This is a genomic window from Paenibacillus sp. 1001270B_150601_E10 (assembly GCF_015558675.1).
Taxonomy (GTDB): Bacteria; Bacillota; Bacilli; order Paenibacillales; family Paenibacillaceae; genus Paenibacillus_B.
Map to the genome: position 1 here is coordinate 277,991 of NZ_JADMOL010000001.1, position 20,427 is coordinate 298,417.

The window sequence follows — 20,427 nt, forward strand, 5'->3', positions numbered from 1 at the left end:
CCCCACCCTCAATCAAAAATTACTTCTTATATTCCTTCATCCAGTCCTGCTCGCCTTGTGAGCTTCCGCCCCAGCCCTTCACATATTGACCGAGCTCATCCGTCGAAATTTGCTTGTCAGTTGGCAAAGTATCGCGATGTACATACACCGGCTCTAGGATGACTTTATCTTCCGTTTGATCCCCGTGCAGCTTCTGATACAAGTAGCGAACTTGAATCCGTCCGATATCTTTTGGATCAACTGCGGCGCTTGCTATCCAAGGGCTTTTTGGATCCTGAAGCATCTGAAGATCTTCATCGCTCATATCAATTCCATACACCTTAATGTCTGTACGCCCAGCTTGTTGAATCGCACGTGCGGCTCCCTTCGCAAATTCATCGTAGGAGGCCCATACTGCCGTAATGTCGCCTTCCTTCGGATATTGCTTCAAGATCGCCTCCATCTTGGCCTGTGTATCCAATGCCGTGCTGCTCGATACGCTGCCGAATGCTGCTATTTCTTTAATATCGGTATACTTCTTGAGAAACGCTTCATATGCAACCTGACGGCGTTCCATTGGAGCAAAGCCTGCCGTCCAGATCTTCACGATATTTCCCTTGCCTCCGGCGTCCTTAGCAAGCTGCTCAAGCGTCATTTCAGCCATTTTCTGATCGCCTTGCTCTACTACCGTAATGCCCGGTATCTCAACGAGTGCATCAAAGGCTACAACTGGAATGTTCGCTTGCTTTGCTTTATTCATGCCAGCCGTAAGCGTTGCAGCATCGCCATGGTCGGTCAGAATGCCATCAAACTTCTGATTGACCGCCATTTCTAATTGCGAAGCCATCTTGGACTTGTCCGTCTCCGCCACGAACGTTGTCAACTCACCGCCAAAGCGCTCCACCTCTTCCTTCACTCCTGATAAATACTGCTGGGAAAAGGTGCCCGAATTAAACTCCATAACAAGCGCAATTTTCTTTCCTTTCAAATCCGTTGGCTGATCTGCAGGTGCTTCGATGACCGGCTCAGTCGTTCCAGCCCCCTTACCTGCATTCTCATTGCTTCCAGCCGTCTTCACTCCGCAAGCGCTCACGAGCGCCGCCAGCACGAGAAGCAAGGTCAGCATGACCACAAATCTTTGTTTACCATGAATCCTTTGTTTCATCTTCACATTCTCCCCCTACGTCAATCTCCTCGTGTTGAACGTTCCATGTTTTTCCTTCCGTTCATTAACAATAATATAAACGCTAATTCCTAGTATGTAAATCGGTTTTTAGTAATTAATTGACGTTTTTTATCGATGATGTCGAATGTAAACGCTCTCGACTCTAAAATAGACAAAAAGCCCGATCTCAAAGATCGAGCTTTTCTCTCATTCAGCGATTACGGCTTCAAAATGACTTTTATTGCGTCATCCTCTTTATTGTTAAATACGCGGTATCCCCACTCAGCATCCTGCAAGGGAACACGATGGGTTATGATATCTGTGGGGTCAAATATGCCTTGTTTGATTTGTTTAAAAAGTTCTGGCATGTAATGGATTACCGGAGCCTGTCCCATTTTGAGCGTAATATTGCGACTGAACAAATCTCCAAACGGAAAAGCATTATAGTTGGTCCCATACACTCCGGTCACTTGAATGGTACCGCCTTTACGGACTAGTTTGGCTGCCATCCGAAATGCGCCAAGCCCACCGCCTTGCAGCTTCAACAGTGTTTCGATTTTTTCGATCACCGACTTCTCCGCATCGAGTCCTACACAGTCAATAACGACATCCGCTCCGCCACCGGTAAGCTCCTGCAAATGGCCGAGCAGGTCATCATGCTCCTTAAAATTAAAGGTTTCGACCTGATTGGTCTTCTTCGCATGGTGAAGGCGATATGGAACATGGTCAATGGCAATGACCCGCTTCGCTCCCTTTAGCCATGCAAACTTTTGCGCCAAGAGGCCAACAGGACCACAGCCAAGTATGATGACTGTGTCTCCAGCCTTCACCCCTGCTTGGTTCACGCTCCAATAAGCGGTTGGGACAATATCCGAGAGGAACAGGATTGATTCATCTTCCAGCTCTGCATCCTCAGGTACTTTAAAGGGAATGAAGTTGCCATAAGGAACTCTCATCAGTTCCGCCTGTCCCCCGGCATAGCCGCCAAATGTCTCGGAATAGCCAAAGTATCCACCCGTTCCCCCATGCAAAAACTCATTTGAGTTGTCACATTGGCTCTCTAGCTGATGCTTGCAGAACCAGCACTGCCCGCAGGCGACGTTGAATGGGATAATGACCCGATCTCCTTTTTTAACTTTGGTCACCTCAGGACCTGCTTCCTCTATAATGCCGATCGGCTCGTGTCCAATGACAAAGTCCTTTGGCATATTCGGTATCTCACCATTGTATATATGTAAATCCGAGCCGCAAATGGCCGATGTCGTAATCCGAACAATAACATCATCCTTCTTTTGCAATACAGGATCTCGTACGTCCTTTAGCTGAACATTTTTCATGCCCTGGTATGTCACTGCCTTCATGATGATCACTCCTTTTCTCATCATGTAGCTTGTCCTGTTGCTTCTCCGCTATTCAGCTATTCCCATTAGAAAAGGGACAGCGCGTATCGCCTGTCCCATGATTGTCCATCATCTATTGCGTTTTCCGCGTTTACTTCGAATCAAGCTTCTCCAGCGCCGCATCCAGCAGTGCGTCAAAGAGATCATCGTCATCCGTCAGTCGTTGATCCAGCTTCATAAACTCCTCTTCCTCACCTGATTCAGAGGTAAAGTGAAGGCTGTAGTCCCAATCGCGTCCATTCTTGCTAAAGAAGGAAATCTCATATGGAAACTGATAGCCTTCAAGCCTAAAAACTGCACTTCCTTGGAGCTCCTTGTCCGTATTTTCCGTCATCTTCGCTTCTTGAATATGTAGTTCCATCTCTATTTTACCCTCATTTCTATAATCCTTAGCCAATCCAACGCACTTCTATTATCATAACCTAAAAAATCATTCTGTACAGTGTAATCTATCTGTTCCCGTGCCATTCCCCCTATATCATGGGATTGATCGATAGCAAGAAGAGCTCCCCATTAGATTCGTCTCTAATGCAAGGAGCTCTTCACATTTTTATAGGATGATCGCGATCAATCCGCCTGATCCTTCATTGATTATGCGTCCAAGGGTTTCTTGCAGCTTATAGCGAGCGTTATCAGGCATCATTGCAATCTTGCCTGAGATACCTTCACGGACGATGGAGTGCAAAGATCTGCCGAAGATGTCAGATTCCCAAATCTTCGTCGGATCGTTCTCAAAGTCCTGCATCAGATAGCGCATCAGCTCTTCACTTTGCTTCTCGGTGCCAATAATCGGTGCAAACTCAGATTCAACATCTACTCGAATCATATGAATCGAAGGCGCTGTTGCCTTCAAGCGTACCCCAAAGCGCGAGCCTTGGCGAATGAGCTCCGGCTCATCTAGCGCCATCTCAGCAAGCGTTGGCGCTGCAATGCCATAGCCTGTTGTCTTCACCATCTCCAGTGCTTCTGCAAACCGATCATATTCGCGCTTCGCATGAGAAAATTCCTGCATCAACTGAAGAAGGTGATCCTTGCCTCGGATCTCAACTCCCACAACTTCCATCAGAATCTGATCATAGAGCTCATCTGGAGCATAGAGATCAATTTCTGCGACACCTTGGCCCATATTCATGCCGCTTAGACCCGCACGCGTGATAAAGTCATACTCTAGGAACTGCTGTACGACTCGGTCCACATCACGAAGTCTGCGAATATCTTTGACAGTGTCTCGCACCGAATTCTCATAGGAGCTGCGAAGCCAATGCTGTTCTTGAAGCACCATCACCCAGCTAGGCAGGTTGACGTTTACTTCGTGAACTGGGAATTCGTAGAGCACCTCGCGGAGAACTCCCATCACATCGTCCTCATTCATGTTTTGAGCACTGAGTGCGAGTACTGGAATGTCATACTTCGCTTGAAGCTCGCTGCGAAGAGCCTGCGTCTCCTCACTCTTAGGACGAGTGGAGTTGATAATCATGATGAAAGGTTTGCCCACTTGCTTGAGCTCTTCAACGACACGCTCTTCAGAAGTTACATAAGAATGGCGAGGAATCTCAGCAATCGTGCCATCAGTTGTGACGACAACACCCAGCGTGGAATGCTCCTGAATGACCTTGCGAGTTCCAATCTCAGCTGCTTCTTGGAAAGGGATTGGATCCTCGAACCAAGGCGTGCTGATCATTCTCGGACCATTTTCATCCTCGTATCCCTTTGCGCCTTCAACCGCGTATCCAACGCAGTCAACGAGTCTGACGTTGACCTCAAGACCTTCGTCCACCTTGATTTGCACTGCATTGTTAGGTACAAACTTCGGCTCTGTCGTCATGATGGTTTTGCCCGCTGCGCTTTGAGGCAGCTCATCGACCGCTCGGATGCGATCCGCTTCATTCGTGATATTAGGCAGCACTACGGTCTCCATAAAGCGCTTAATAAATGTCGACTTCCCCGTACGGACCGCACCAACGACCCCGAGGTAAATATCCCCGCCGGTACGCTCGGCTATGTCCTTAAAAATGTCTACTTTCTCCAAATGATATCCCCTCCTCAATTAATTCCCGACGGACTTTGACGCGACGAACGCCGCCACCGTCCATCAGAAACGATTGGCACCGTTGCTAGATTTGAGCTGTTGCCGTTGTCGCCAGTGTTCGCCGCCGAGCTAGAACGTCGTACATGGGCATTGCGACGCAACTCGTACATGCTCTTGGACTAGTATCATCTTATTTAGAGATTCACGAGATTATGACGCATTCGCTCAAAATAATTTCTCGGAATGTCAACATTCGCCCATTTTTCCTTCCTAGCTAGGTATATGAGGGTTTCGAGAAAGTATGCGCGTAAAAAACTATTTCTTCCACGTGTCTTTCAAAGGAACGATCCGATTGAACACCAATCTTTCCTTGCTTGAGTCCTTGGCATCTTCAATAAAATAGCCATGACGCACAAATTGAACAGCTTCACCTGCATGCAATTGAAGCATAGGTTCTGCAACTGCGTTCGTATATCTCACTAGAGAATCCGGCTGTATGCATGACGCCCAGTCAGGATGCTCCTCAGCAATATGGACATCAGACTTTAAAAGAGAACGATATAAGCGAACTTCGAGCGGTACAGCATCCTTAGCCGACACCCAGTGAATCGTCCCTTTTACTTTTCTTCCTTTGAATCCAGTGCCGCTCTTCGTCAGAGGATCATAGGTGCAATGCAGCTCTGTAATCAATCCGGTACGCTCATCCTTAATGGCTTGCTGACATCGAATGAAATAGGCTCCCTTTAACCGAACCTCTCCATCTCTTGTTAAGCGATGGAACCCTTCAATCGGGTTCTCCATAAAGTCTTCACGTTCGATATACAGCTCCTTTGTAAATGCGACCTCACGGCTGCCCAGCTGCTCATCCTCCGTATGGCAAGGAATCGTCAGCCACTCCACCTCTTCCTCCTTCAGGTTTGTAATGACAACCTTGATGGGATCGATTACAATCATGTATCCCTTTGCTTTCTTCTTTAGCTCTATCCGAGCAAAATGATCGAGCAGTTGCGGATCGACTGTGGATTGGTGGCGTATCAGTCCTAATGCATTCAACCAGCTCTTGATGCTCTCTGGACTATACCCTCTTCTGCGCATCCCTCTTAATGTCGGCAGTCTGGGATCATCCCAGCCGTCCACGAATCCCTCTTCCACGAGCTGACGCAGATATCGCTTGCTCGTCACGGTTCCTGATACGTTTAGACGTCCGAATTCTCTTTGATAAGGAGGTTCCTCGCATTCGAGCTGCTCCAGCACCCATTCATACAGAGGACGATGATCCTTAAATTCAATGGAACATAATGAATGGGTAATGCCTTCAATCCTATCCTGAATCGGATGTGCAAAGTCATACATCGGATAGATGCACCAATCATTTCCCGTTCGGTAATGTTCGGTATGAATAATCCGATACAGCACGGGATCTCGAAGATTCATATTCGGACTCCCCATATCGATCTTAGCTCTCAATACGCCGGCTCCAGCAGACATTCGACCTTCTCTCATGTCTTGAAAGCGTTCAAGATTCTCTTCAACAGATCGGTTTCGATAGGGGCTATCCTTGCCGGCTTCCGTAAGTGTGCCGCGATACATGACCATCTCCTCATTGCGTAGCTCGCAGACATAAGCCACCCCTTTTCGAATCAGCTTTACCGCAGCTTCATAGATCATTTCTGCATAATCAGATCCATAATAGACATGATGTCCCGGATCATAGCCCAGCCATTTAATATCCTCTAATATAGCCTCTACGAATTTGGCGTCTTCTTTTAGCGGATTCGTATCGTCAAAGCGAAGATGGAATTTCCCGCCGAACTTTTGAGCGAGTGTTGCGTTCATATGGATCGCATACGCACTGCCCACATGCAAATATCCATTCGGCTCCGGTGGAAACCTCGTACAGATCGGTCGATGGAATCTTTGACTTTGAAAATCCTTCTCCATCATTTTTTCTAGCAGATGCGACTCATTTTCATATCCAAATTCCTTTTCCATCATCCTTACCTCCTTTATAAAATAAAAAAATCCCGCCTCCAAGACACTTGGTCTTGGGGACGAGATTCTCGTGTTGCCACCCCGGCTTCATCTATATGTCGCCATATACATCTCTTCAGGTACGGCACAGCATTCGCGTGGTTATACCCTAGCTCTATAACAGGAGCTCCTGTCACACCATCCCATGTCCGTTCCGATGTGCCGCTCAGAGACTTGTTTCAATAAACGTTTCCTCCCCCTTCTCAGCGGTACGGGGTTCTCTGTACAGGCGAACGAATATCTACTCTTCTCATCATCGCATTTAAATATTGATTTGAGGTTGTTCGATTCAAGGTATTAGAACGTACTTTATCATATTCATAAAATGAGATCAAGTGAGCGCAGCCAGAAGAGATCATGGTACTGGGATCGGCATGCTTTCTTCCCATTGGTATCCTGTTGACTTTACAGGAGTAAACATCCCAGCTTCAACTAGGATAGGGCGCAGATCCTCCTCTTCCCCACTCGGCGCTGCTTGGACTTGTTCGATTGCTTTCATCAGATCAGAAGCGTAGTCTGCGAATACATTTCCATCCTCATTCGCCATGAAGCTTAAAGCTTCTCCGCTATATGGGCTTAGAATAGGACGAAGCTTGACATTCAACAGTTTTTCATCAATATCGTAGAATCCTGGATAGCGCTCGTCACCAATGGGGAGCTTGCCCTGCTTCTGCTTATACTGGCGTATGCTTCTTTCAAGGTCATTTACCCTTTGAGCCGTATTCAGATCCATGACACGCACTAAAGGTTTCGTCTCCTCATTCACAATCAAGTATCGATGATGCCCACCGCTCTGAAACGCATTTTTCGGGATCTCACTTATCAGATCATGAACAAGCAGCTCCTGAAAGTCAACCTCATACTTCTCGTACCGAGGGACGCTCTCACCCGCTGTTATTAAAGGCAGAAGCCCCGTCTTTCGCTGATATTCATCAACAGCATGTTGAACCAGCATAATGCCTTCCCGTACGGAGTTCTGATTCTCTTTACGAAGCTCCTTAGGATACAGACAGCCTTGAAGCAGCGCCACAACCATGATAACAATAGCCAGCTTGATTCCTTGTTTTCCCTTCAAAAGACGTTCTCCCCCCGTCTATCATCACACTACCACAATGAATCATCCTCTTGTGCTTCCAGCTGCTGGCGAATAATCGCCCTTAATCGGTCCTCTGGAACCGTTACCGTGATATCACTTGTACCATCACGCGATACACGAGCCTGACATGCAAGCCTGAGGCCGTTCCTCTCTCTAATCCCAAGCTTTAATTGCTCCTGCTTAGTTGGGGATTCGATCCCTTCCCCTTCAATTTGAACCTTGCACATCAGGCAGGCCGCTCTTCCTTGACAACGTGTGCGAATCGGGACACGCGCTATTCGCGCTGCGTCCAATACACTCTGGCCTGGTCGAGCCGCTATGCATTTATCCTCTGGCATAAAGCGAATCTGGTGCTTCATTCTTCTATTCCTCTCATGCATTGCGGGACAAGCTGCTTGAGCTTCATCATCAATTCGCCTTGAGGCTCGCAGCGGCTCATCACGAACGGTATAGCTTTGCGGTGCCGTTCAGGCTCTTCTTCCATAGTCCTCGCAATAGGCTTCGTGCGATCGTCACGCTCTCGTAAGATATTGAATACGAGCTCATGAGCAAGCGGCATGAGCTTTAGATGCTGCCCTGCATACATCCAATCCACAGCATGCTTATCCAGTCCATCCTTGATCCTTATGCTGTAGCTGCACCAGCTTGTCCGTACATGAAAGTCGCCTACCAGTTCCACAACGGAAGTGCCAAGCCGATAATGGCTGAGTAGCGAGCGATACATGGCTGTCTCGTTCCATTCCGGTTCGTCAATCGAACATTCCTTCCAAGCTTGCTGCAAGCTTACCGTCTCTTGCTCATCGGCGTAAATATCAATATCCTGTGGTTCCTTCGCTAAAGCTACGCCTTGAAGCAGCAGTCCGCAGCTGCCCCCAAGCAGCCAACTTGCGATGTTCCTATCCGTTGACTTCAACGCGATGATCGCTTCCGCCAAAGCGGGGTTAAATGGGTATTCATTCATCTTCTGACTCCAATACTCTGCTATTTCCAATCATGCCTTGCGGAGGCGATGGCTAGAAGTAAGGCTTATGGATCGCAACGATATTGCCCTCTTGCTCGATAACGGCTTGACAGCTTAAGCGGTAGCCTTCTTCAAATTCTTCCTCGTCCATCCGATTCCATTCAGCATCCGTAATATCATTCAAATATTGCTCGCCTTCGATCACCTGGCATCTGCAGCGCGCACAGGTTCCTCTAGAGCAATTATAGTTCCAATCTACTTTTAAATGAAGGGCCGCTTGCAAAAGCGATGAACCTACAGGTGTTGGCATGGTCTCTTCAATGGTTCTCCCTTTAAGTCGAAGCTCTCCCATAAGTACCTCCTAAAACATCGAAATGAGTCCATAAAGTGCACCGATCATCAGCATGATAAAAGCGACCGTCGTAAGGATTCCTTTCATCCAGCCCTTCGTTTTATGACGAGCAAATGCAACAATAATCGCGGAAAAAGCCATAAGGCCAATGCCAATTAACGAAACCCACATCTTCGTCATACTATCCATGCGCATGTCTCCATTCTCCCAAAAGTATCCTTATTATACCATTCGACAAAACAAGAAGAAACAGTTATCCCATCGACAAAGGGGTTCGGAATGGAACGTTATTCAAGTCTCGGCTCGATTAGAGAAGTGCTTCCAATACATCTTCGATCTTCTGACAATGAGAGAGTACGCCATAATTCATCCATGTGAAGAAGTCCACCTCATGCACGTTCTGATTTCGGACAGCATCAAGTGATCGCCATTGGGAGGTTTCGAGTACCTCCCTTTCTTCTCCTTCTCTAATCGAATGCCTCTTGTCAAAAGTCACAAAGAGATGGTCTGCTTGGAGCAAGGACAACTGGTCGAGGCGGAATGGAACTTTTCTTTGGTTGCCTGCAAGCTGACATGCGATAGGATCTGCTTTCAGACCAAGGTCCTTGTGGAGAATTGGACCGGTATAACCGTGCTCAGAACTTGAATATAAGCTCATGCCTAATGCTGAGATGCGCAAGAACGAAACCGTTTTTCCTTTCGTCTTTGGCTTAAGCCGTTCTTTTGCGACGCATACTTTCTGTTGATACTCCGCAATGACATCATTAACCATGTCCATTTGTCCAAGCAAGTCAGCTAGTGTGCGCAATGTGAGACGCCAGTCTTCCCCATAATGCTTAATGATATAGGTAGGAGCAAATTCATTTAAGCTCTTGCTGGAGAACCATCGATCTGACCCGCCATCTAGCACAATAAAGTCAGGTTTATAGACCGACAGTTGATCCACATCTTTCGAACCAAGATCATACACGGGCACATGCTCTAAGCCGAGATAATCCTGTTTCCCCCATTGATCATGATAGCACTGCATGATCGGCGTAATTCCTAGAGCCAGTAAGAAATCCTCAAGAAAGGGAGCAAATATTCGTAAATTGCCGCGATGATTGCGACGGTATTGACCGGGAGAGATGCCCACCTCCTGCTTGAATCGCCGACTGAAGTAATATTCATTTTGAAATCCAACACTTTCCGCAATATCCGATAGCCGATCATGGGAAGCCAACAGCAGCTTTTTCGAGCGGTCGATTCGTACATGATTCATGAACTGAAGCGGATTCTGACCTGTTAATTCTTTGAAGGTTCGCGAATACTGCCAACGGGACACATCGAACATATCGGCAAGCATGTCCACGGTAAGCTGCTCGCTATAGTGATGCTTCACGTAATCAATCGAGTGCTCAACGGATTGGCGCAGATTTCGCTCTTCGAATGTTCCGATATTTTGCTCAAAAATAAAGAGAAGCAGCTCCTGAAATCGCACATGAATATGAAAGAAGCGCAGGGGATCCTGTCTTTTAAATTGCTGAATCATATTTTCCAAATAAGCAATGGACTGTGAAAAGGGTGTGCATCGAAATTCTCCTGCCAGCGGAAAAGGGCCGACATGTCCTTGTTGAAAGTCATTTGAAGCCTCAGCGCGCGTTCCTTCGGCTTTGCACGTCAATTGGTAAAAGTGAATGCCTCCAAGTCCGCTTGCTATTATCGATGCGCTATGAGGTGGAATCAGATAGGACCTTCCTTTTTCCAAGCTTAATGCATGATGTTCTATCGTTAATCGTCCAGAGCCATTTGTGACGAACAGTAGGATGTATGCCTCGCCCCACTCGATGAGCTGTTCCCATCCCGTCTGCTCTTTCACTTGCTCTATTTTTTTTAATCGATAGGTCCATGAATAGGGTTGTATATGATCTAGGTCGTTCATACCCACATTCACCCCTTTTATTGAGAATGATTATCACAGTTACTATAAATAAAAAAAGAAAGTGAATCAACTATTGTTGATCACCTTCTTTATTTTTGAGCTTTAATTGGATGATGTCACGAACCAATTGATCAGGTCGTCAGCCTTTTCATGTTTGCCATAATCGCTCCGGATTGCCAATGGGTCCGTTCTGCTTTGTACACATGCCCTGCTTGCACCGCTGGAAGCGACTTCCATAGTGGATGCTCAAGCAGCTCGCTGGCCTCCTTGTTCTCCTCAGAAGTCCAAGTCCCATTGGATGGGAACAGAATAATATGGTCTGCATCAAGCTCAGGGATCTTCTCCTCAGATAGAACCGCATGGAAATCTTTCATGTCTCTAGCGAATGGATGCGGCGTCAAGCCCATTTCCTTATAAATGGTTCCTGTGTATCGATTCTCAAGTCCGAATAAAGCGAGCGTTTTATCGCCAATATTGATCCGAACAACGGCCACGGTTTCATCACCAACTGCATGTTTAAGCTTCTCTTTCGTGTCCTCCATCTTCTTCGTATATTTAGCGATGATCTGTTCGCCTTTATCTGGTACGTTAAGCAAATCAGCGATTGTTTTTAAAATATCGGACGGACGCTGCAATATGTTTTCAGGCATTCGATAAGTAGGTGCTATTTTGGAGTACTGCTCGTACTTTGCAGCATCTACAGCACCATCCACAATGATAAGATCCGGATTGGCGTCCAATAATACCTCGAGACTGCCCGTTATATCAAAGGTTTGCACGTTAAGTCCTAAATAGTCCTGTTTCCCCCAGCTTGGATGATACCACTGCATCACAGGTGTTTCACCTAGTGCAGTTAAATAATCCTCCAAGTAGACGCCCATGACCCGTTTGGGATGAACAGGGATGGTGACTTCCCCAAACTCGTCTTTTACAACACGAGTTGCTCCCTCTTGACTAGCTGAGCCATTATTCTCCGTAGATGCTTCTTCAGAGTTTGACGCGGGAGCTGGTGATGGCTGCCCCTGTTCACTTGACGGGCCTGTTGAGCTGCAAGCAGCCAACCCTAATACCGTTAGAAGAATAATGATTTGCCATAATAGCTTTTTTCCGTTTACCCCAAACATGTTTCTCCACTCCTATAACCAAGTAGTATATCCTGTGATTGACGATTACCGATAACAACGATAATCATTCTCACTAATACATGACTCATTTTATGCTTATTGGCAGCTTGGAGACAATGCACATTTTGGGGAGCTTTTTTATACATAATTGAATTACAATCGACAATGCCTGTTACTCAGCCTGCTAACCTGCTTTAGAACTAACAAAAAAGGCGACAATGTCCAACGCATTATCGCCTTCCTCTGCTCATATGAACTATCTTTTTTTCATAAGAAGCCCCATTAGCGACTCCAGATTATTCGCATTCATCCCGCTCTTCTTAATCGTGGATACGATATCATTGACCGTAGATTCGGTAACAGGTACTTTTGCCATCTGTGCAACCTGCTTAATAAGCTGGCGAAGCTGAGCTTCGTTCTGCAGGGTAGAGGCATTCACCGAGCTTGCTACCTTCTTAATCTGATTCTCTGATATGGGTTTCTTCACTTTTTTATTGATGGCATTAAGCGCATCCTTGGGGATCTTACCGTTACTCATGTTGTCCCTCCCTAGCTTTGTACTCTATACAGTGTATGTACAAAAGCTAAGAGAGGTGAGCCCTGCCCGCCTTTTACATGATTAGATCCACTTGGTCTGTGCGATGTCCTCCTGCTCATTCTTCCGCACTCGACCCATCAACAGCTCTACTCCAGTCTTAGGTGCAAGACCTTCAAAAAGAACGTGGAAAAGAACATCTGCAATCGGCATTTGCACCTGATACTTTTTAGACAGCTCATGAGCAGCTTTCGTTGTGCGAATCCCCTCTACAACCATTCCCATGCTCTCTAATACCTCAGACAAGGCTTTGCCTTGACCAATCATATATCCAGCACGCCAGTTGCGGCTGTGCTTACTTGTAGAGGTCACGACGAGGTCACCCACTCCAGCAAGACCCGCAAAGGTCAGTACATCAGCGCCCATTTCGACGCCGAGTCTTGCAATCTCTGCTAGACCGCGTGTAACAAGCGCTGCCTTTGCATTGTCACCATAGCCAAGACCATCTGACAGCCCCGCACTAAGCGCGATAATATTTTTTAGCGCACCTGCAAGCTCCACACCTACGACATCACGATTCGTGTACACTCGGAAATAGGCATCGTTCATGAAGAAGTCTTGTGCTTTCTCCGCAGCTGCTTCGGATGTTGAAGCCACAACTACCGTTGTTGGCCGCTTCATGACAACCTCCTCTGCATGACTTGGACCAGAAAGCACCGCAATTTGGTCTTCTGAACAAGCAAGCTCTTGGAGGAGCACCTGAGACATCCGTTCAAGTGTCTCGATCTCGAATCCCTTCGTCGCATGAATAACGGTCATCGATTCGGTGACAAAAGGCTTCATTTGCTTGGCGACCTGCCTCATGGCTGAGGAAGGGGCTACGACCAGACAAAGCTTTGCATCCTTCATCGCCTCGTCCATATTCGTGGTAGCAACGATGCCTGGATGAAGCACACTACCTGGCAGATATTTCGAATTCGTGTGCATCGTATTAATCTCATCAGCCTGTTCTTTACTTCGAGTCCAGACCATGACCTGATGCCCATTATCGGCAAGGACCTGACAGAGTGCCGTCCCCCAGCTTCCTGCAACGATTACTGCAACTTTATCGGACACGAGTTACGCCCCCCTTGTTAGACCCTAATCGATTCTCCGTGCCTTGCAGCAGCTTCTTGATATTCGTCCGATGGCGATATACCGCAAAGATAAAGAGCAGGGTACTACCAAGAATGATGCTGAGGTCGTCACCATAAATCCACATAAAGATCGGGGTTAACCCCGTGAAAATCAAGGAACCTAAAGACACGTAGCGTTTCCAAACGATCGCAAGAATTGCGATAATACCCGCAAACAAAGCCGGGAAAAAGGAAAGCATCGCAAGGACACCGATGGTCGTCGCAATCCCTTTTCCACCGCGAAACCGAAAGAATATCGGCCAGTTATGTCCAGCTATCGCAGCGATCCCGCAAGCTACTGGGACCCACTCGGCATCCGATACCAGACTTCCCACCAAAACGGCGGCAATGCCTTTACACGCATCCAGAAGCAGGACGCCGATTGCAGGCCCTTTACCAAGCACGCGAAGCGTATTCGTGGCCCCAGCATTGCCGCTTCCATGATGCCTAATGTCTATTCCCTTTAACCACTTTGCAATTAGTACACTGAAGCTGACAGAACCCAATAAATAACTACCTATGATCGCTAAGATTGGAAATGTCACGAGCGTTCTCTCCTAACCTTCATCTGATTTTCTACGAGTAAACAATCGAATCGGTGTACCCTCAAAATCAAATGAAGCTCGGATCCGGTTCTCCAAGTAGCGTTCATAGGAGAAATGCATGAGCTCTGGATCATTGACAAATATAACGAGCGTTGGCGGTTTCACCGACACCTGCGTCACATAGTTGATGCGAAGTCTTCTACCTTTATCGGTAGGAGGCGGATTGTAAGCAACTGCATCAGACACAACGTCATTCAACAGATGCGTGGAAATACGCTTCGAATGCTGCTCAGCCACGTGCTGAATTACCGGAATCAGTTTATGCAGGCGCTGCTTCGTCTTCGCAGACAAGAATACGATTGGCGCGTAGGACATGAACAAGAAATGATCTCGAATGGACTGCTCGAATTCCTGCATCGTACGGTCATTCTTCTCGACGGCATCCCACTTATTCACGACAAAGAGCGTCGCCTTTCCTGCTTCATGCGCATATCCTGCGATATGCTTGTCCTGCTCAATAATGCCTTCCTCGCCGTTAATGACAACAAGTACAACATCGGCACGCTCAATCGCCTTAAGGGAACGCATGACACTATACTTCTCTGTTGTTTCATAAACTTTGCCGCGCTTACGCATACCGGCAGTATCAATAATAACGTACTTTTGGCCATCCTTCTCAAACGGTGTATCGACCGCATCGCGCGTTGTTCCTGCTATAGAGCTGACAATAACGCGCTCTTCGCCTAGGATAGCGTTAACTAGAGACGATTTGCCCACATTCGGTCTGCCAATGAGCGCAACCTTAATGACATCGTCATCATACTCATCATCTTTAGGCTCAGGCAAATTCTCGATTACAGCATCCAGCAAATCACCGATTCCCGTACCATGAGATCCTGAAATAGCGATTGGATCGCCGAAACCAAAGCTGTAGAATTCATAGATGTCATCTACGCGATTCAGATTATCTACTTTATTTACAGCAACAATGACCGGCTTGCCAGAGCGATATAGGATCTGTGCGACCTCTTCATCCGCTTGAACAACGCCAGACTTGGCATCACACATAAAAATGATGACATCCGCTTCTTCGATAGCCAGCTCAGCTTGCATACGAATAGAGCGCAGAATTTCATCTACGCCGTCAATTTCAATTCCTCCGGTGTCAATGATGTTAAACGGCTTCCCGCCCCATTCACCTGAACCGTAAATCCGATCTCTCGTCACGCCAGGCTTGTCTTCTACAATTGCCAGTCGGTCACCGATGATGCGGTTAAAAATCGTGGACTTTCCGACATTCGGACGCCCGACGATGGCAACAACGGGTTTTGCCATGCAGTTCACTCCTCATCTTCTAAAGCATATACACGTACTTCATCATATCAAAAAATGTACGGATTGGCTAACTATTCCGAGCTTCTCAGGCTGAATAATTGCTGAAAAATCATAATGGCTGCCGTACAACAGCGTGCAAGTATAAATGCCAGCCACCATACATCAAAAGTCGACAAACTCCCAAGCTCAAGACCACTCATCCCAGTTACTCTCCATTGAATAAGCCCTTCCCCAATCCACAAACTGATCGTTAGAAACATCCATTGTCCAGTGATAGAAGGGGTCGAAATACCTACAACAATTCCAGCTAATATTGCATAGCCCCATAGAGGGATAATTGGGATGAATCCTCGACCGGTATAACGCTCCATTTCCAAAATGAAATAGCAGCAGGTTAAGATCAGCATTTGCGAGAGCAAGAGCAGCCTTGGTCCCGAGTCTCTCCCTGGTCTGAAATAATCCCATCCACAGGCGATTGCGACTGTCAGCCATAAAGCCCAAGCCGCATCTATTTTCACTGGTCCCATAGTTACCATTCGCCCTGCTAATCCCATCCACAGTAGGACTCCACCAAGAAGCAGCACGGGTGATACGGAATCAAAGAGAATACCTCTCCAGCCTGTTAGTACAAGAATAAGCACACAAACGGCAATAATGGTGGAAAGCATGCCCGGCATATCTTCCATCTACCTTCCCTCCTTCTTGCCATAGTATTTGATAAGGAGGGAAAAATAATCGGCGGGCTTAAGAATTAGGCCCGCCGATCTTTATCATCCGTTTGATTTGCTGGATCTTATTTCAACTTGTTCAGCTTATCACCGAAACGCTCAGCAAGCGTAAAGCTCATGCTTTCGTTGCTCAAGGAAACATTCGGGTTGTTAATTTCCGGTTGCTTCGCCTTTTTCTCAGGCTTAGGTGTTGGAGCTGGAGCTTCTTCCGTCTCCTTAATGCTCAAGCTGATACGCTTCTCAGCAGGATTGAAGTCCAATACCTTCACTTGAACCTCTTGACCTTCTTTTAGAACTTCGAACGGAGTTCCGATGTGACGGTGAGAGATTTGGGAGATGTGAACGAGTCCTTCTACTCCTGGAGCAACCTCAACGAATGCACCAAAGTTAACAAGACGTTTCACCGTACCCGTGATAATATCGCCAATCTTGAACTGCTCCGCGGAAGTTTCCCAAGGTCCTGGCAATGTTGCTTTAAGGCTCAAGCTGATCTTGCCGTTTGCAGGATCTACTTTCAATACTTTAACCTTAACCTTTTGTCCTTCTTCAACAACATCAGAAGGCTTCTCAACATGTTGCCATGCAAGCTCAGAGATGTGAACCAATCCATCCACGCCGCCTACATCGATGAATGCGCCGAATTGAGTCAAGCGTTGAACCGTTCCTTCAAGCTCTTGGCCTTCTTGGAGGCTTTCAAGCACTTGCTGCTTGTTTGCTTCAAATTCAGCATCAAGCACATCTTTTTGGGAAAGGATCAACTTGTTGTTTTCACGGTCGATCTCTTTTACTTTCACGCGAAGCGTGCGGCCTTTGTAGTCGCTGAAATCTTCAACAAAATGACGCTCAACCATCGAAGCAGGGATGAATGCGCGAACGCCCACATCTGCAACAAGCCCGCCTTTTACAACGTCTGCTACAGCAACTTCGAATACTTCTTGGCTATCAAAGCGTGCTTGCATCGTTTCCCATGCGGATTCGCTGTCTACTTGACGCTTCGAAAGAACCAAACGCTCCTTGTTGTCATCAACGCTAACAACCTTCGCTTCAACTTCTTGACCAACTTCTACAACATCAGAAGCTTTGTCTACAGCCAAGGAAGACAATTCGCGTACCGGGATAACACCGTCATATTTATATCCAATGCTTACTACTGCTTGTTCATCGTCAATTTTGACAATAGTACCTTTGACGGTATCTCCTTTTTTGACAGCAATCATATTATCCATTGCTTCTTGTTGCTCGTTGACTTTTGTTTCTTCAGACATGTCATAACCTCCTCGATTAGAACCCCATTTATAGAAACCTGCATGATTGCAGTGTCCATAACCATGAGTAACAAAATAATACCTGTAGTATCTTACCAAGAGTGTAAATTATGCACGTAACCCTTGCTCTTCACGCAAAATCCGATGGATGTGATCCATGATTCGATCTGTTGCCTTTTCCAGCATGTCACTGCTTTTCTCTTCGAGAATATCCGTCATGTCAATCGCAGGACCGTATACGATGCGTGTCTTTCCAAAGAGCTTGTAAGATCCAACGACAGCCACCGGGATAATCGCAGCCCCACTCTTAAGAGCGATCATAGCCGCACCCTTCTTCGCTGCCGCTCCACCCTGATTGCGAGTCCCTTCCGGGAAGATTCCCATCATTTCGCCTTCGCGCAGCAGCTTCATCGCCGTCTTGATGGTTTCCTTGCCTACGCCGCTGCGATTAACGGGGAACGCTCCTAGCCTCTTTATAATCGAACCTAAGAGAGGAACATCGAACAATTCCTTCTTGGCCATAAAGCTGATGCGCCTTTTGATAAAGACCCCGATCGCAGGGGGATCGAGCAAACTAATATGATTCGAACAAAGAACAACACCGCCTGTAGCAGGCACGTAATGAAGATTCTTTGCTTCAAGCCGGAATAATAATTGATAAATAAATTTTAGAAGATTTCTCGCAAAATGATAGAACATATCGTTATTGTTCACCTTCAATTCGTGACAACGTCTCATTGACCATAAGATCCACAATCTCTTCTATCGTCATGTGAGTCGTATCTAGCAGGTACGCATCCTCTGCCTGACGAAGCGGAGATATGGTCCGATTCTCATCTTGACGATCACGTTCTGCAATCTCATGCATGAGCTGTTCAAGAGAGACATCCGACTTATCCTTAAGCTCAGCGTATCTCCTCCGGGCACGCTCTTCAACAGAAGCGGTTAAGAACCACTTGAGTTCCGCTGACGGAAGCACGGTTGTCCCAATATCACGTCCATCCATGACAATTCCTTTCTTCTTCGCAAGCTCTCGCTGCATGGCAACCAATTGCTCACGAATCTCTTCGATCTGAGCAAATTGCGAAGCTTCGAGGCTAATCTCAGGTGTTCGGATCTGCTGGGTCACATCTCGACCATTTAGAAGAACGCGTTGACTATCTTCACCAGGCAGCAGCTCAATATGTACATCACGCATTGCCTTTGCCGCTTTCTCTGGCTCTGTAGCTTGAATACCATGTTGAATCATATGTAGGGCAACAGCTCGATACATGGCACCCGTATCGATATAAACATATCCAAGCTTACGTGCGACATGTCTTGCGACGGTGCTCTTTCCAGCGCCTGCAGGGCCGTCAATGGCAATATTGAATCGAGTATTCGTCTGCTGATAAAGTGTGCTCAACCGGGTCTATCTCCTCTCATCCATCATCCGCAAATCACGCGCAAGCCCCTTCAAACAAAAAGCAGGCATTGCCTGCGGACGTGAAAATTATACCACACCTTGAAAAGGGATGCAAAATAAGAATAAGCCCTTATCCATCATAAAACAGGGGCTTGAAAGGGCTATGGAATGGTAATCTTGGTGGAGTACGGAATCCCTTCCAGTTCCTCAACAGGGCAGAGCCACTTTCTTACTTGCGGCTGAAGCAGCAGCAATTGGAACAGAATGCAGAGAATCACGCAAACAACTAAGGATTTTGACAGGATACGAAGCCACTGATCCCACCAATGGATGAATAGGTCATACCAATCCGATTGCTTAAGCCGCTGTTGATGGATTTTTTTTCGCTGCTTGGCTGAAAGGACTTGCTTCATCGTCATACACTCCTACCAATATGTATGAAATGTAGTGTGTCTTAACGCGAATTAAACTATGCATGCAGCTTGTTTTTATGTATGTAAAAATATAGTAAAACAAGTTTCGTTTACGAATACTTACCTACCCTCTCAAGCGTCTGCGGTCTTCAATTTGCTTATCGAAGCAATAGCGTATAATTTTCTCGCGCTCGATGTCGGTAATCGCTTCAAATTCCATCATAACGAGTTCTGTCACTTCTGTTCTTGATTCCGTTCTCACGACTTTTCCCGAAAAAGAAATATAGTCATGTTCGCCTAACTTCTGTGGCAAGTACAGGGTGCACTGCAGCTGCTGATCTGGTGTCAGCTTCCAGCGCTTCTGTGCAGTAAACGATAATCCCCCGCCGCTGATATCAATGGTTCTCACTTCTTGCGTAGGCTCGTCCGCATTGTGAACCTTTAGTTCCAAATCTGCCTTTACGCGCAGGTAGGCTCTGCGCTGCAGCTTTCTAATCTCGGCAGCCTTCGGCTTTGGAACAGCGAGCATAAGGATTCCATCCTGTTTGCTCCCTGATACCTTTGTGAAGAAAGAGTATTTCATTCCATCTGCTTGCACAAATGATATTTCCAATCGCTCATGACTGAATTTGCTGCTCCTCGCCGTTCCTTCTTGGATTGGGAGCTCAAACCATATGCTCTTGCTGTCAACTTCTGTTACACGAGCTTTGTATACCCCGTCTTCAGGTGATGCATGATCAGGTACAATAAATAGCATATCATTGATCTTGGGTAGCATTTTATATCCTCCTAATGACCCATTATTCATAAAATCATCCGTATCATTATGAATTTACCTAGACGGTTAATAGGATGATGTTTGATTATATAGTCCAATATACCTATCAATTATAGGCAATAACGTGGAGGATGGGAATACAAATTTTTAGCCCTAATAAATTCTTCTCGTTTCACCACGCAGTTTGTTA

22 protein-coding genes, 1 pseudogene and 1 other annotated feature are annotated in these 20,427 nt (G+C 46.6%); of the genes and pseudogenes, 1 reads left to right on the forward strand and 22 read right to left on the reverse strand.

Annotated elements, in window-relative coordinates; all coding sequences use genetic code 11:
* Positions 1–19 precede the first annotated feature (19 nt).
* The 10 genes from I2H74_RS01375 to I2H74_RS01420 form a co-directional block, all read right to left on the reverse strand.
* Entirely contained in the window at positions 20–1,144 is a 1,125-nt protein-coding gene (locus I2H74_RS01375; RefSeq protein WP_195570992.1) for a sugar ABC transporter substrate-binding protein, read from the reverse strand.
* A gap of 218 nt (positions 1,145–1,362) precedes the next feature.
* Positions 1,363–2,505, reverse strand: coding sequence for a zinc-dependent alcohol dehydrogenase (locus I2H74_RS01380; protein ID WP_195570993.1), 1,143 nt, complete (start codon positions 2,503–2,505; stop codon positions 1,363–1,365).
* Positions 2,506–2,635: 130 nt separating this feature from the next.
* On the reverse strand, positions 2,636–2,905 hold the full coding sequence (locus I2H74_RS01385) for a hypothetical protein (RefSeq protein WP_195570995.1): 270 nt from the start codon (positions 2,903–2,905) through the stop codon (positions 2,636–2,638).
* A 189-nt stretch (positions 2,906–3,094) separates the two neighbouring features.
* Positions 3,095–4,573: a stage IV sporulation protein A gene (gene spoIVA, locus I2H74_RS01390; protein ID WP_195570997.1), complete on the reverse strand. Its 1,479-nt coding sequence runs from the start codon at positions 4,571–4,573 to the stop codon at positions 3,095–3,097.
* A gap of 315 nt (positions 4,574–4,888) precedes the next feature.
* Positions 4,889–6,568, reverse strand: a complete 1,680-nt coding sequence (locus tag I2H74_RS01395; RefSeq protein ID WP_229106276.1) for a glutamine--tRNA ligase/YqeY domain fusion protein — start codon at positions 6,566–6,568, stop codon at positions 4,889–4,891.
* A 49-nt stretch (positions 6,569–6,617) separates the two neighbouring features.
* Positions 6,618–6,870: a binding site (T-box leader), on the reverse strand.
* Between the two features lie 89 nt (positions 6,871–6,959).
* Positions 6,960–7,679, reverse strand: coding sequence for a hypothetical protein (locus I2H74_RS01400; RefSeq protein ID WP_229106277.1), 720 nt, complete (start codon positions 7,677–7,679; stop codon positions 6,960–6,962).
* A 29-nt stretch (positions 7,680–7,708) separates the two neighbouring features.
* Positions 7,709–8,059 (reverse strand): 2Fe-2S iron-sulfur cluster-binding protein, encoded by a 351-nt coding sequence (locus tag I2H74_RS01405; RefSeq protein WP_195570999.1) that lies wholly within the window; start codon positions 8,057–8,059, stop codon positions 7,709–7,711.
* Positions 8,056–8,661 (reverse strand): hypothetical protein, encoded by a 606-nt coding sequence (locus tag I2H74_RS01410; protein ID WP_195571001.1) that lies wholly within the window; start codon positions 8,659–8,661, stop codon positions 8,056–8,058. Before I2H74_RS01410 ends, I2H74_RS01405 begins: the two co-directional genes overlap by 4 nt.
* A gap of 52 nt (positions 8,662–8,713) precedes the next feature.
* Positions 8,714–9,013, reverse strand: coding sequence for a 2Fe-2S iron-sulfur cluster-binding protein (locus I2H74_RS01415; RefSeq protein WP_195571002.1), 300 nt, complete (start codon positions 9,011–9,013; stop codon positions 8,714–8,716).
* Between the two features lie 9 nt (positions 9,014–9,022).
* Entirely contained in the window at positions 9,023–9,202 is a 180-nt protein-coding gene (locus I2H74_RS01420; RefSeq protein WP_195571004.1) for a DUF2768 family protein, read from the reverse strand.
* Between I2H74_RS01420 and I2H74_RS25235 the strand changes: the two genes are divergently transcribed.
* Positions 9,162–9,437, forward strand: coding sequence for a hypothetical protein (locus I2H74_RS25235; protein ID WP_195571006.1), 276 nt, complete (start codon positions 9,162–9,164; stop codon positions 9,435–9,437). The two genes, I2H74_RS01420 and I2H74_RS25235, sit on opposite strands and share 41 nt — an antisense overlap.
* On the opposite strand, the gene I2H74_RS01430 is transcribed toward I2H74_RS25235, so the two are convergent.
* From I2H74_RS01430 to I2H74_RS01485, 12 genes and pseudogenes are all read right to left on the reverse strand, one after another.
* Positions 9,321–10,934: a helix-turn-helix domain-containing protein gene (locus I2H74_RS01430; protein WP_229106278.1), complete on the reverse strand. Its 1,614-nt coding sequence runs from the start codon at positions 10,932–10,934 to the stop codon at positions 9,321–9,323. The two genes, I2H74_RS25235 and I2H74_RS01430, sit on opposite strands and share 117 nt — an antisense overlap.
* A 102-nt stretch (positions 10,935–11,036) precedes the next feature.
* A pseudogene (locus I2H74_RS01435) lies at positions 11,037–12,058 on the reverse strand (ABC transporter substrate-binding protein).
* A 256-nt stretch (positions 12,059–12,314) separates the two neighbouring features.
* Complete coding sequence (locus I2H74_RS01440) at positions 12,315–12,596, reverse strand: stage VI sporulation protein F (protein ID WP_195571010.1); 282 nt, start codon at positions 12,594–12,596, stop codon at positions 12,315–12,317.
* 81 nt (positions 12,597–12,677) lie between these two features.
* Entirely contained in the window at positions 12,678–13,709 is a 1,032-nt protein-coding gene (locus I2H74_RS01445; RefSeq protein ID WP_195571012.1) for an NAD(P)H-dependent glycerol-3-phosphate dehydrogenase, read from the reverse strand.
* Entirely contained in the window at positions 13,699–14,313 is a 615-nt protein-coding gene (plsY, locus tag I2H74_RS01450; protein WP_195571014.1) for a glycerol-3-phosphate 1-O-acyltransferase PlsY, read from the reverse strand. The genes I2H74_RS01445 and plsY overlap by 11 nt, the downstream gene beginning before the upstream one ends.
* Before the next feature lie 12 nt (positions 14,314–14,325).
* Positions 14,326–15,648 carry a ribosome biogenesis GTPase Der gene (gene der / locus I2H74_RS01455; protein ID WP_195571016.1) on the reverse strand — a complete coding sequence of 441 codons (1,323 nt, stop codon included), beginning with the start codon at positions 15,646–15,648 and terminating at the stop codon, positions 14,326–14,328.
* A gap of 71 nt (positions 15,649–15,719) precedes the next feature.
* On the reverse strand, positions 15,720–16,334 hold the full coding sequence (locus I2H74_RS01460; protein ID WP_195571018.1) for a hypothetical protein: 615 nt from the start codon (positions 16,332–16,334) through the stop codon (positions 15,720–15,722).
* 107 nt (positions 16,335–16,441) lie between these two features.
* Entirely contained in the window at positions 16,442–17,641 is a 1,200-nt protein-coding gene (gene rpsA, locus I2H74_RS01465; protein ID WP_195571020.1) for a 30S ribosomal protein S1, read from the reverse strand.
* 108 nt (positions 17,642–17,749) lie between these two features.
* A complete protein-coding gene (locus I2H74_RS01470; protein ID WP_195572088.1) occupies positions 17,750–18,340 on the reverse strand; it encodes a lysophospholipid acyltransferase family protein in 591 nt (196 codons plus the stop codon).
* A 4-nt stretch (positions 18,341–18,344) separates the two neighbouring features.
* Positions 18,345–19,046, reverse strand: coding sequence for a (d)CMP kinase (cmk, locus tag I2H74_RS01475; protein WP_195571022.1), 702 nt, complete (start codon positions 19,044–19,046; stop codon positions 18,345–18,347).
* 161 nt (positions 19,047–19,207) lie between these two features.
* Complete coding sequence (locus I2H74_RS01480) at positions 19,208–19,459, reverse strand: hypothetical protein (protein WP_195571024.1); 252 nt, start codon at positions 19,457–19,459, stop codon at positions 19,208–19,210.
* Between the two features lie 124 nt (positions 19,460–19,583).
* Positions 19,584–20,237, reverse strand: a complete 654-nt coding sequence (locus I2H74_RS01485; protein WP_195571026.1) for a flagellar brake protein — start codon at positions 20,235–20,237, stop codon at positions 19,584–19,586.
* Positions 20,238–20,427: the final 190 nt, after the last annotated feature.